We start from the raw sequence: 12,399 nt of genomic DNA on the forward strand, positions 1-12,399 counted from the left end.
GAGGCCTTTGGGCGTTTTTCGCCGAGGTTCGCGCTGCCTCGCGACAAGGCAGCGCGAACCACCCCGCTCAGGCGGCCTCCGCCAGCAGCGCCAGCACCCGCCGGAGCTCCTCCCCCGCGCTTTCTCCCAGCGCAATCCTCACGCACGCGGGCTCCACAATGGCGGCTCCCGTATAGCTCAAGACCGTCCGCAGCGTGGCCTCCGCTCCCCCGCCGCGGCCCGGGGCCGCCACGTTCACCCACGCCACCGGCTTGTCGCAGATCTCCGTGCCGCCGACCGTCCAGTCCAGCAGGTTCTTGAACGAGCCCGGCAGCGTGCCCGCGTACTCGGGGGCGCAGATCAGGACGGCCGCGGCCTCCGCGATCGCCGTTCGCAGTTCCACGACCGGGTCCGGCAGCGGGTCGTGGTCGTCGTCGGGGTTGAAGTGCGGCAGGTCCGCGAGTCCGGCGTAGCGGACCGTGCGGACACCCGCCGACGCCGCCACCGCCTCGGCCGTGCGCAGCGCGGACTCGTTGGAGGAGGCGGCGCGCAGGCTGCCGGACAGCAGGAGGATGACGGGTGGTTCGGTAGGCATCCGCCCAACCTAGCCAACCGTCATCAACGGCCACCAACAGCCGTCAGTCGAGGCAGAACTCGTTGCCCTCGACGTCCTGCATCGTGATGCAGGACTCGTTGATCCCATCGGCACGCTGCACCAGCACGCATACCGCGCCGAGCGCCTCCAGTCGCGCGCGCTCGGCTTCGAGTGCGGCGAGGCGCTCGTCACCCACGAGCCCGGTGCCGACCCGTACGTCGAGATGCACCCGGTTCTTGACGACCTTGCCTTCGGGAACGCGCTGGAAGAACAGCCGCGGGCCGACACCCGTGGGATCGACGCAGGCGAACGCCGAGCCCTGGTGCTCAGCCGGCAGCGAGCGGTCGAAATCGCCCCACGAAGCGAACCCCTTCGGCGGCGGCGGTACGACGTACCCCAACACCTCACACCAGAAACGGGCCACGCGCTCGGGTTCCGCGCAGTCGAAGGTGACCTGGAACTGCTTGATCGACGTCATCGGGCCACCATAGTCACGTAGGAGCGAGCCTACGAGGCCTGCGCCTCCTCAGCAGTACGGCTGTCGTACGAGGCGCGTGCGGCGGCGACCTCCGTCTGGTGTTCCTCGGTCCAGATGACCAGGGAGCGGATCGTGTCGTGGAGGGTCACCCCGAGCGGGGTGAGCTCGTAGTCGACGCGCGGCGGGACCACCGGGTGGACCGTGCGCAGGACGAGGCCGTCGCGTTCCAGTTGCCGGAGGGTGACGGTGAGCATCCGCTGGCTGATGCCGTCGATCTCCCGGCGCAGCTCGGAGAAGCGGAGGCTGCGGCGGTCCAGGAGGGCGATGACGAGCAGCGACCACTTGTCGGCGACCCGGTCGAGGATCTGGCGCACCTCGCAGCCCTCGCGGGTGTCCCATTGCCGGACTTCGTACTCGGCCTCGGTACCCGTGCAGTGAGTCGGTGACTTCAAAGTGCCTTCTTCCATGGCGATTCACACTGCCCGATGATTCGAGTGGTTACAAGAGGGAACCGCGGGTTCTCCGACCCAACTCGCCTCACCCCACGCCACTTTCACGCCACTTTCAAGCAGCCCTCAAGAGTGGCTCCTCAAGGGTGGCGGCGCCTCCGCTCCGCCCTTCCTCACCCTCCCCTTCCCTTTTTCCGTCCCCGCAAGTTCTCCGTCCCCGCAAGGAGCCTTTCCGTGTCCACACCGCAGACCTCATCGGGCAGCGGCACCGACCGCATGAGCGGGCGCGCCTGGGGCGTGCTGTTCGTGCTGTGCGGTGCGATCTTCCTCGAGGGCATCGACGTGGCGATGCTCAATGTGGCGTTGCCGTCCATCCGCGCCGACCTGGACATGTCCACCGGCATGCTCCAGTGGGTCATGAGCGCCTACGTCCTCGGCTACGGCGGCTTCATGCTGCTCGGCGGCCGGGCGGCCGACCTCTTCGGGCGCCGTCAGATGTTCGTGTTCTGGCTCGTCGTCTTCCTGCTCTTCTCCGGCCTGGGCGGATTCGCCACCGAGGGATGGATGCTCATCGTGGCCCGCTTCGTGACGGGCATCGCGGCGGCCTTCATGACCCCGGCCGGACTGTCCATCATCACCACGAGCTTCGACGAGGGCCCGCAGCGCAACAAGGCGCTGCTCGTCTACTCCGGCACCGCCGCCGGTGGTTTCTCCATCGGTCTGGTCGTCGGCGGGCTGCTGGCCTCGGTCAGCTGGCGCTGGGTGTTCTTCGCCCCCGTCATCCTCTCCCTCCTCATCCTCATCACCGCCGTGGTCCTCATCCCCAAGTCGCCCCGGCCGGAGCGGTCCGGGCAGGGCGTCGACCTGGGCGGCGCGATCAGCGTGACCGCCGGCATCCTGCTCCTGGTCTTCGCCGTCGAGCGGGCCACGCACGTGGCGGCCGCCGTAACGGCCGGTACGGTCGCGGCCGGGCTGGTCTTCTTCCTCGCCTTCTTCCTCATCGAGCGCAGGTCCTCCAACCCGCTCATCCGGCTGGGCCTCTTCCGCAACGGCGCGCTCATCCGCGGCAATGTGACGGGCCTGCTCTTCGCCGCCGGGTTCTTCGGCTTCCAGTTCGTCGCGGTGCTCTACCTCCAGGAGCTGCGCGGCTGGTCGACCCTCCAGACGAGCTTCGCGCTCATCGTCATCGGCATCGACTCCATCCTCTCCCCGACGCTCACGCCCAAGCTGGTCGCGAAGTTCGGCAACGCCCGGGTGATCTTCGGCGGTCTGCTGCTGGCCGCGCTGTCCTACGCCCTGTTCCTGCCGGTGAGCATGGACTGGACGTACCTGGCGATGTTCCCGAGCCTGATCATCCTCGGCCTCGCCTTCTCGCTGGCCTACGGCCCGCTGACCATCATCGCGACCGAGGGCATCGACGAGGACGAGCAGGGCGTGGCCGGCGGTCTGCTCTACACCTCCTTCCAGTTCGGTGCGGCCCTGGGCCTGTCCTCGGTGACCGCCGTCTCCATCGGCGCCACGCACGGCACGTCGCCCGCCGCGCAGCTCGACGGCTACCGGGCCGCGCTGATCGTGCCGCTCGCCGCCGCGCTGATCGCCGCCTTCATCAGCGCGTTCGGCCTGGGCAACCGCTCCGGCATCGAGGACCCCGCCGCGAGCGCCGACCCCGTCCGCGAGCCCGTCGACGCCTGACCCCCACCCGCCTCGCCGGCTCTCCCCCCGGAGCCGGCCTCCCACGGCGCCCTGCCCCGGCCGCACTCGCTGCCCGGGGCAGGGCGCGCTTTTGCATTTCCCGGGGACGGCTTGCCCACCCGATTACCGGACGGGTTACCGGATGGGTTACCGGGCGGGTTACCGCACGGGTTACCAGTTGAATTACCGGCCCATTTCCTCCTGCCGTGAAACCCACCGCACCCCGGTTGCCGTCCCGTTCCTCCCCCGAGGAATAGCCGTTACCGGCACATGACTGCCCCTCGAAAGAATCGGATCGCACGGAAAAGCCGATAACTTTCTGGAGGCATGATGTCCACCACCGACAGCGCCGTCGCCGCCGTATTCGACGAGGTGACCGCCCTGGCCGCCACGCTCCGTGCCACCGGTCCGGAGGCCGAGGAGCGGCGCTGGATCCCGGACGAGAACATCGAACTGCTCGACAAGGCGGGCGTGTTCCGGCTGAGCGTCCCCCGCCGCTTCGGCGGTCTCGAGGCCCCGGTCGCCGACCTGACCCGGATCGTGTCCGAGATCGCGCGCGCCGAGACCGCCACCGGCTGGGTGTCGATGATCTGGGCGTCCAGCGCGTGGGTGCCGAGCCTCTTCCCCGACGCGGCCCAGGAGGAGGTGTACGCGGGCGGCTCGGTCCGCGTCTCCACCGGCTTCACGCCCTCCGGCACCCTCGCCCCCACCGAGGACGGCGCCTACACCCTCAGCGGCAGCTGGGGCTGGATCTCCGGCTGCCGGGGCGCCGACTGGGCGCTGCTCGCGGCCCTGCTGCCCGGGCCGGACGGCACGCCCGCGCCCTCCGCCGCCCTGGTGCGCGTCTCCGAGCTGTCCATCGCCGACGACTGGCACGCCTCCGCCGGCGCCGGCACCGGCAGCTCGACCGTCACCGCCGACGCGGTACGGGTGCCCGCCCACCGCGTCATCAGCCTCCTGGACGTGCTCGCCGGCAGCACCGGCGACCGGTCCAACACCGGTGCCACGGGCCGCAACTACGCGTTCATCCCGTTCTTCATGGCCCTGGGTGCCTCCGCCTACCTCGGGCTGGCCAGGGGCGCGTACGAGCTCTTCCTCGACCGGCTGCCCGGCCGGGGCATCACCTACACGTCCTGGACCGACCAGAGCCAGTCGCCGGTCACCCAGGTCCAGGTGGCCCAGGCGGAGAACAAGATCGCTGCCGCCGAGGCCCTCCAGGAGGCCTGGCTGCGCGAGCTCCAGCGGCACGCGGACGCGGGCACGCTGCCGTCCGTCGAAGAGCGGGCGGCGGCACGCGGCAGGGCGGCGTTCGCCATCGAGCTCGCCAACCAGGCCGTGGACGAGCTCTTCGAGGCCGCCGGCGCCTCCGTGATCATGCGGGACGTGGCCTTCCAGCGGTTCCACCGCGACATGCGGGGCCTGGCCCTGCACGCGCTGTTCGCCTACCGCACCAACCAGGAGGTGCACGGCCGCTCCCTGCTCGGCCTCGCCCCCGACACCCTCTTCCTCTGACGAATCTGACGGAAAGGCCATGGCCACCATGTCCGACAGAAAGATCGTGGTGCTCGGCGGCACCGGCAAGACCGGTCGCCGCGTCGTGAAAGGGCTGCGGGAGCGCGGCGCGAAGGTCCGCGCGGCGAGCCGCTCCGGTGAAGTCCGCTTCGACTGGGACGACACGGACACCTGGGAGCCCGCCCTCGCCGGGTCGGACACCGCCTACCTCGTCGACCGCCAGGACAAGCCGGGCGAGTGGGACGCGGAGGCCCAGATCCGCGACCTGACGAAGCGGGCGGTCGACCTCGGGGTCCGGCGGCTGGTGGTCCTCCAGGCCCGCGTCACCGACACCGTGGGCGGCAAATCCCTGGTCGCCGGGGAACGAGCGGTCCGGGAGTCCGGCGCCGAGTGGACCCTGCTGCGCCCCAACTGGTTCGCCCAGAACTTCGACGAGGGCGTACTCCTGGACGGCATCCTCGCCGGTGAGCTGGCGCTGCCCGCGGGCAGCGGCCGCGAGCCGTTCGTGGACGCCGAGGACGTCGCCGCCGTCGCGGTGACCGCGCTCCTGGAGGACGGCCACGGCGGGCAGGTCCACGAGCTGAGCGGACCCCGCGCCCTGGGCTTCGACGAGGCCGTCGGCGAGATCGCCCGGGCCACCGGCCGCGCCGTGCGCTACACCCCGGTCTCCCACGAGGACTACGTCGCCGAGCTCGTCTCGTACGACGTCGCGGAGGACTACGCCCTCTTCGTGGCCGACCTCGTCGCCACGATCCGGGACGGCAGGAACGCCACCCCCACGGACACCGTCCAGCGGGTGCTGGGACGACCGCCGCGCGACTTCTCGGAGTTCGTGGCACGGGCCGCCGCCACGGGGGTCTGGAACGGCTGAACGAGGCGGTGGCCTCCCCCCTGGCGGTCGGGGGGAGGCCACCGCCTTTACGTCATACGGCCTTACGTCATACCGCCTTTATGTCATAGCGCCTTTACGTCATACGGCGATCCGCCCCTCGCAGGGGGCGCCCCGACCGGCCACGGACGGTTCGGGGCGTGCCCCGGCCGGGGGCGTCAGGGTGATGGTGACCGCGCGCCGCATGCCGCCGGCCCAGCACGGGTGGCGGCGCAGCAGATCGGGCCGGGCGGTGACGACGACGAGGAGTGCCGCCGCGTCGTCCGCCCCGGTGTCGGCGAGCGACTCGACGCAGCCGAGCAGCTCGTCACCGGCCAGGTGCATGTCATCCACGGCCACCACCAGCGGCTGGACGCGGGCCGCCGCGACGGTGAACTCCCGCCACGCGTCGAGGACGTCGCCGACGTCCGGACGGCGCAGCGCGGCACCCACGGGCGACAGCAGCGGCAGCAGCCGCTGGTACAGCCGGTAGCGCTCGTCGGCATCGGCCGTCTGGCGCCGGAGAGCGGCGTTCAGCTTGTCGTGGGCCGTGTCGATGGAGTCGCCCGGCAGGATGTCGCAGCACTCGGCCAGGACGAGGGCCGGGAGCGCCAGGGGGCCCGGATCGTCGTCGTCGGGCGGATAGGCGGTGACGATCCGCACCGGCGCCCGGGCCGCCTCCAGGGCGCGGCGCTCGAAGTCGCCCAGGAAGCGGGTCTTGCCGGATCCGGGCTCGCCGAGCACGGTCACCAGGTGGGACAGGCCGCGCAGTCGCGACCACTCCAGCAGCCCGGCCACCAGGTCGAGTTCGTGGTCGTGGTCCCCGACGGCCGCGAGGCGCGCGTACGCCCGCAGCGCCCCGGGTTCGCCCCGCACGCCCAGGACCTCCCACGCGTCCGGACGGCCTGAGGCCCTGCGCAGGTCGAGGGCGCCGGAGATGTCGCGGCGCGTGGTCCCGCACAGCCACACCCGGCCGTCCGGCACCCGCGCCAGCAGGGCCCGGCCGTCGTCGAGCAGGGTCCCGACGACCGTGGGCGGCGCCCCGTCGGCGCCCCCGGCACCGTCGCCGCCCGGCAGCCGGACGAGCGCGAGGCCCGACGTCACGGCGGCGGTCACCGCGGCGCCGCCGTCGGCACCGCAGCGCGTCCGTACGGCCAGTGCCGCGCGGACCGCCCGCTCGGCCGCGTCGCGCGGGTCGTGGATGCCGAACAGCGCGAGGGCGACGGAGCCGATGTTCGTCACGAACGTGCCGCCGCAGCGCTCGACTTCCTCGCGGATCATGCTGCCGAGCCCTTCGAGCGCGGAGTCGGCGCTCCCGGGGCTCGCCGTGCGCCAGCCCACGGGGCGGGCGCACAGGAGGAGGGCGCTGACCGTCATGCGCTCGGGGGCGCCGGCGCCGGTGTCCGGTGCGCCCGGATGCCCCATCGGGGTTCCCGGGCCGGAGACGGGGCCGACTGTCGGGGTGTCCAGGTACGCCGACGGGATCCCCAGCCCGGGCACCGGACCGGACGCCGGCCCGGACGGCAGGCCCACCACCGGGCGTCCCGCCGTACCGGAGGACCCCATCCCGCCCGGGGGCGCCGGTGCCACCGCGACCGGCGGCGTGTGCGGGACGGGCCCCGGGGCGCCCGGTGTCAGCAGCGACGGGTCGTGCTGGAGGATCGCGCGCTGGAGCATCCGGAGGCCTCGGCCGGGTTCCAGGCCGAGGCCCTCGCCCAGTGCGGCGCGCACCCGGTCGTAGAGGTTGAGGGCGTCGGCCTGGCGGCCGCAGCGGTAGAGCGCGAGCATCAGCTGCCCGGAGGACCGCTCCCGGTGGGGCTGGCCCTCGACCATCGCCTCCAGCCGTCCCAGGACCGTGTGGTGGCGCCCGCAGGCGAGTTCCGCCTCGAAGAAGTCCTCCATCGCGTCCAGTCGTGCCTTCTCGGCGGCGGTCAGTTCCGGCCAGGCGACACCCGCCTCCACGAGGTCGGCGAGGACGGGCCCGCGCCACAGGTCCAGCGCTTCGCGCAGCAGGACCGCGGCGGCCTCGGGCGCCTGCGCGGCCAGTGCGGCGCGGCCGTCCGCCACCCGCTGCCGGAAGACGAACAGGTCGACGCGCCCGGGGTCGACCTTGAGCATGTAGCCGGGCGCTTTGGTGATCAGCTCCGCGGTGTTGACGCGGGTGCCACCGGCGGTCAGCAGGCCGCGCAGGGCCCACACCGCGTTCTGCAGGATCTTGCGCGCCGTGGCCGGCGCGCCGTCACCGTCCCACAGTGAACCGAGGAGTTCGCTGGTCGGGACGACTCGGTTGGCCTGGAGCAGGAGCGAGCCCAAAGTGGCTCGTTGTTTCGTCCCGCCCAGTACCACCGGTACGCCGTCCGAAAGGACTTCCAACGGCCCCAGCAATCCGAATTGCATGGTTACCCCACCCCAAAAGGACGTTACCGAACCGGGCACGAACGGGCGGCACCACCCGGCCGCGTGCCCTGAGGAGAGTGCTATTGGGCGGCCATGGTGTCAGCCGTGTCTTGAGGTTCTCTTGAGGTTCGGGTCGCCTACCGGTGCCGTCCACCGGTGCCGTGCGCGCGGTACCCCGGCGGTGCGTGGGTGAGGTGAAAGTGCCTCCTTCCGCAGCGGGTTCGGGCCATGCATGCTGACGGCGGACAGGACGACTCATGATGAATGCCGAGGATCCGCTGTGGCCACGAAAGTTACGACGTTCTCCGAAATCGAGGACAAGTTCTTCGAATACATCCGGGACATCGTCTACTGCACAATGATCACCGTCGACCGGAAGGGGCGGCCCCGCGCGCGGGTGCTGCTGCCGATATGGGAGGTGGTCGACGGCCGGCCGGTCGGCTGGCTCGCCGCCTACAAGACGCCGGTCAAGGCCGCGCACCTGGCGAACAACCCGCACACCACCTACTCGTACTGGAACCCGCGCCAGAACGCGGTGTTCATCGACAGCGTCTCCACCTGGGCGACGGACGCCGAGACGCGGGCGTACGCCTGGGACCTCTACCGGAAGGGCAGCCCCGCCGGCGTTGGCTACAACCCGCGCAACTTCTGGCGCGAGGGTCCCACCGATCCCCAGTATCACGTTCTCCGCATTGATCCTTGGCGTGTACAAGTACTGCGCGGTACGGATTTGACCAGCCGGATTTGGACAGACGAGACGCAGCGCTGACACCTCCCCCGATCGATTGTCGGTGACGGTCAGGGCGCGAGCTCGGGACGGCAGGGCCGGCGCCAGGCGAGGCCCGCGGGCGGCGGGCCGCCCAGGGAGGCCGTGCGCTGCGGCGGCCGGCGCGACGACCCGGCGGCCGCCCGCCGCGCGGGCCCGCCGGCACCCTGCGGCGACGGCGGGGACGACGGGGATGACAGGGACGACGGCGGGGGCGTGGCGAGCATCTCCTGGTGCAGCCGCTGGATCTCGCCGGAGGGCTCCAGGCCCAGCTCGTCCCAGAGGATGCGGTGCATCTGCCGGTACGCCTGGAGCGCCTCGGCCCGGCGTCCGGCCTGGTGGAGGGCCGTGATCAGCTGGCCGTGGAAGGACTCGTTGAGCGGGTAGTCGTGGACCAGCACCCGCAGTTCGGCGATGGCGTCGCGCTGCCGGCCGAGCTGCGCCCACACCTCGATGCGCAGCTCCAGGGCCCGCACCCGGATCTCCTCCAGGCGGGCGATGCGGCTCGACAGCACGTCGCCCGTGGGCACGTTCACCAGCAGCGGCCCCCGCCAGATGTCCAGGGCCCGGCCGAGCGCGGCCTCCGCGTGCTCGGGGCGGCACTCCCGGACGTCGGCCCTGGCCTGTGCCACCAGGCACTCGAAGACCTTGATGTCGACGGCCTCCGGGTCCACCCGCATCATGTAGCCGCCGGGGCGCAGCGTCAGCAGCGGGTCGCGGCCTGCGGGGCGGCCTTCCTGGGCCAGCAGTTTGCGGGCGTGGTGGATGTAGGTCTGCACGGTGTTCAGGGCGCTGCGCGGGGCGGCGCCCTGCCACAGTTCACGGATGAGGGACTCGGTCGTGACGATCTCGTTCGCCCGTATCAGCAGGAGGGCCAGTGTCTGCGAGACCTTGGGCGTCCCCGCCTGGCGGACCTCGCCCTCGTCGGTCACGATCTCGAACGGGCCGATCAGTCTGAACCTCACGACGCACCTTCTTCTCCTGGGCTGGCCCCGAGGGTAGGCGCAGGTGGCCGGAATCTTGCTTATCGGATTTTTAGAGTGTCACTTTGCCGGACGGACGGTTTGTTTTTCTGCGGACGGCGGCTTCCGGCTCGCCGGCACCGCTCCGGTCTCTCGGCAGATGAGCAGCAGGGCGCGGTCGTCGTTGACGTCCTTGGCGACCGCCTCGATCAGGTGCCAGGCCGCGCCGTGGAAGCCGGAGGTGACGTAGCGGTCGGCCTCGCCCGTGAGGCGGTCCATGCCCTCCGTCAGCTCGCGCTCGTTCGTCTCCACCAGGCCGTCCGTGAAGAGCATCAGGACGTCGCCGGGACGCAGCCTGCCCTTCACGGGGTCGAACTGGGCGCCGTCGTAGACGCCCAGCAGGGGGCCCTCGGCGGCCTTCTCCTCCCAGCGGCCCGTGCCGGCGCAGAGCTGGAGGCCCGGCAGGTGGCCGGCGGACAGCAGCTCGTAGTCGCCCGTCTCCAGGTCGAGGACGAGGTGGACGGAGGTGGCGAACCCCTCGTCCCAGTCCTGGCGCAGGAGGTAGCCGTTGGCGGCCGGGAGGAAGGCGTGGGGCGGGAGGGAGCCGAGGAGGCCGCCGAAGGCGCCGGAGAGCAGCAGGGCCCGCGACGCGGCGTCCATGCCCTTGCCGGAGACGTCCGTCAGGACGACCTCCAGGGTGCGGCCGCCGTTGGTGCGCGCGGCCACGACGAAGTCGCCGGAGAAGGACTGGCCGCCGGCCGGGCGCAGCGCCATCTCGCGGTGCCAGCCCCGGGGCAGCTTGGGGAGCTTGCTCTGGACGCGGATGCGTTCGCGGAGGTCGAAGAGCATCGTTCCGCCGCGTCTCCAGGGGACCCCGACGCGGCTGCGGAACTGGGCGATCAGCAGGCCGAAGAAACCGACCGCCGCCACGACGAGGATGGTGCCGGGGGTGACGCGGTCGGTGCCGTGGTGGGAGGGGTCGTCGAGGAGCGCCGACTCCATGATGAGGGCGGCGGCCGACGCGGCGTACAGGCCCAGCAGGCTCGCGGGGCGCAGCAGCAGGCCGCCCGCGACGATGGGCAGGACGAGCGCGGCCGGGGAGCACCACTCGGGCTGGGCGACGGTGCCCCAGGCGAGGGCGGGGACGGCCAGCAGCAGGGCGGTGAGGGCGACCGAGTCGGAGCCGTCGCCGCGGAAGTAGTCGACCCCGGCTTTGCGCATGCTCGTGCGGGCCCGGTGCAGTGCTTTGCGCATCCGGGCCGTCGGAGTCTCCGCACCGCCAGTCATTGCATCGGGACCTTATCCACCCATTCGGCGGTGCGTCGATTCACGCCGCGCCGACACGGCTGCCTTCGGAGCGCCGGGTCAGCACCCGGAGAGCAACCATATGCGAAATTCGTTCGCTTGAACGGGATTGCGTTGCTAGGCATGGGTTATGACGATGGATCTACGGGTACTGCGCCAGGCCGACTGGGATCAGTGGTACGGCACCTTGGAGCTGGCTTTCGGTGGCGTACCGGAGACGCCGGAGGAGCGGACGCTGTGGCGGGAACTGACCCGTTTCGACCGCTCGATCGGGGTCTGGGATGGGCCCGACGTGGCGGGTTCGGCAGGCTCTTTCGCCTTCCGGATGGCGGTCCCGGGCGGTTCCCTGGTGCCGGCGGCGGGCGTGACCATGGTGGGCGTCCGGCCGACGCACCGCAGGCGGGGGGTGCTGACGTCGATGATGCGGCACCTGCTGGAGGGCGTCCGGGACCGGGGTGAGCCGCTGGCCGTGCTGACCGCCTCCGAGCCGGGGATCTACGGGCGGTTCGGGTACGGAATCGCGACACACAGAATTCACGCGCGTGTCGACACCTCCCGTGTGCGACTTGTCATACCGGAAGACCCATCAGTCACAGACACCTCATACGCAACAGATGGTGTGCGGATCCGCTTGTCGGCGCCCGAGGACGCGCGTGCCGCGTGCGAAGAGGTGTACGCGCGCCGGGTCACCACCCGCCCCGGGATGCTCGCCCGGCAGCCCGGCTGGGACGCCGTGCCGCTGCTCGACCCCGTGGACAAGCGGGACGGCGCCTCGCCCCTGAACTGCGTCCTGGCCGAGGCCGACGGCGAGACCGTGGGGTACGCCCGCTACGCGATCCGGCCTTCCTGGGACCGGCACGGCCCCCGGGGCACGGTCGTCCTGCGCGATCTGGAGGCCCTGACCCCGGCGGCGCGCGCCGCCCTGTGGCGCTACCTCTTCGGCCTCGACCTGACCTCCGGGATCGACGCGTTCAGCCTCCCCGTCGACGATCCGCTGCTCCAGCTCGTCGACGACATCCGGCGCTGCGACGTCCAGGTCGCCGACCAGCTGCACCTGCGGCTCGTCGACGTCGGCGACGCGCTCGCGGCGCGGACGTACGCGGCGCCCGTGGACGTCGTCCTCGACGTGACGGACGCGTTCTGCCCCTGGAACACCGGGCGGTGGCGGCTGACCGGGGACGCCAAGGGCGCGACCTGCGCGCGGACGCGCGACGCCGCCGACCTGGCGCTGTCCGCGCGGGAGCTGGGCGCCGCCTATCTGGGCGGGACGTCACTGGCCGCGCTGGCGGGCGCGGGGCGGGTCCGGGAGCTGCGGGAGGGGGCGCTGGCGGAGGCGTCGGTCGCCTTTATGAGCGCGGTCGCGCCTTGGCTGCCGCACGGGTTCTGACGGGCTGTC

General features: G+C 71.8%; 11 protein-coding genes. 5 read left to right on the top strand and 6 right to left on the bottom strand.

Going from position 1 to position 12,399, the window contains the following annotated elements:
* Nucleotides 1–67: 67 nt before the first annotated feature.
* The 3 genes from EKH77_RS10565 to EKH77_RS10575 are packed head-to-tail and all read right to left on the bottom strand — an operon-like array spanning nucleotide 68 to nucleotide 1,519.
* Nucleotides 68–574 (bottom strand): NADPH-dependent FMN reductase, encoded by a 507-nt coding sequence (locus tag EKH77_RS10565; RefSeq protein WP_126914148.1) that lies wholly within the window; start codon nucleotides 572–574, stop codon nucleotides 68–70.
* Nucleotides 575–617: 43 nt separating this feature from the next.
* Entirely contained in the window at nucleotides 618–1,052 is a 435-nt protein-coding gene (locus EKH77_RS10570) for a VOC family protein (RefSeq protein ID WP_126914149.1), read from the bottom strand.
* Nucleotides 1,053–1,081: 29 nt separating this feature from the next.
* Nucleotides 1,082–1,519, bottom strand: coding sequence for a winged helix-turn-helix transcriptional regulator (locus EKH77_RS10575; protein ID WP_126914150.1), 438 nt, complete (start codon nucleotides 1,517–1,519; stop codon nucleotides 1,082–1,084).
* A gap of 258 nt (nucleotides 1,520–1,777) precedes the next feature.
* Here EKH77_RS10575 and EKH77_RS10580 point away from each other — a divergent pair, with 258 nt between their 5' ends.
* The 3 genes from EKH77_RS10580 to EKH77_RS10590 all read left to right on the top strand — a co-directional run bounded on the left by EKH77_RS10580 (nucleotide 1,778) and on the right by EKH77_RS10590 (nucleotide 5,576).
* Nucleotides 1,778–3,193, top strand: coding sequence for an MFS transporter (locus EKH77_RS10580; protein WP_126917995.1), 1,416 nt, complete (start codon nucleotides 1,778–1,780; stop codon nucleotides 3,191–3,193).
* A gap of 327 nt (nucleotides 3,194–3,520) precedes the next feature.
* Complete coding sequence (locus EKH77_RS10585; RefSeq protein ID WP_346429051.1) at nucleotides 3,521–4,705, top strand: acyl-CoA dehydrogenase family protein; 1,185 nt, start codon at nucleotides 3,521–3,523, stop codon at nucleotides 4,703–4,705.
* A gap of 19 nt (nucleotides 4,706–4,724) precedes the next feature.
* Nucleotides 4,725–5,576, top strand: a complete 852-nt coding sequence (locus EKH77_RS10590) for an NAD(P)H-binding protein (RefSeq protein WP_346429052.1) — start codon at nucleotides 4,725–4,727, stop codon at nucleotides 5,574–5,576.
* A 99-nt stretch (nucleotides 5,577–5,675) separates the two neighbouring features.
* Here the strand turns inward: EKH77_RS10590 and EKH77_RS10595 are convergent, their stop codons facing one another.
* Nucleotides 5,676–7,886 carry a BTAD domain-containing putative transcriptional regulator gene (locus EKH77_RS10595; protein WP_164737781.1) on the bottom strand — a complete coding sequence of 737 codons (2,211 nt, stop codon included), beginning with the start codon at nucleotides 7,884–7,886 and terminating at the stop codon, nucleotides 5,676–5,678.
* A 364-nt stretch (nucleotides 7,887–8,250) separates the two neighbouring features.
* Here EKH77_RS10595 and EKH77_RS10600 point away from each other — a divergent pair, with 364 nt between their 5' ends.
* Nucleotides 8,251–8,739, top strand: a complete 489-nt coding sequence (locus tag EKH77_RS10600) for a pyridoxamine 5'-phosphate oxidase family protein (protein ID WP_126914152.1) — start codon at nucleotides 8,251–8,253, stop codon at nucleotides 8,737–8,739.
* Between the two features lie 29 nt (nucleotides 8,740–8,768).
* Here EKH77_RS10600 and EKH77_RS10605 read toward each other — a convergent pair whose 3' ends face one another.
* Nucleotides 8,769–9,701 (bottom strand): AfsR/SARP family transcriptional regulator, encoded by a 933-nt coding sequence (locus EKH77_RS10605; protein WP_126914153.1) that lies wholly within the window; start codon nucleotides 9,699–9,701, stop codon nucleotides 8,769–8,771.
* 78 nt (nucleotides 9,702–9,779) lie between these two features.
* Nucleotides 9,780–10,985 (bottom strand): PP2C family protein-serine/threonine phosphatase, encoded by a 1,206-nt coding sequence (locus tag EKH77_RS10610; RefSeq protein ID WP_240667304.1) that lies wholly within the window; start codon nucleotides 10,983–10,985, stop codon nucleotides 9,780–9,782.
* Nucleotides 10,986–11,133: 148 nt separating this feature from the next.
* On the opposite strand from EKH77_RS10610, the gene EKH77_RS10615 reads away from it, so the two are divergent.
* On the top strand, nucleotides 11,134–12,390 hold the full coding sequence (locus EKH77_RS10615; protein ID WP_126914154.1) for a GNAT family N-acetyltransferase: 1,257 nt from the start codon (nucleotides 11,134–11,136) through the stop codon (nucleotides 12,388–12,390).
* Nucleotides 12,391–12,399: the final 9 nt, after the last annotated feature.

The organism is Streptomyces luteoverticillatus, from assembly GCF_003970715.1.
Taxonomy (GTDB): Bacteria; Actinomycetota; Actinomycetes; order Streptomycetales; family Streptomycetaceae; genus Streptomyces; species Streptomyces abikoensis.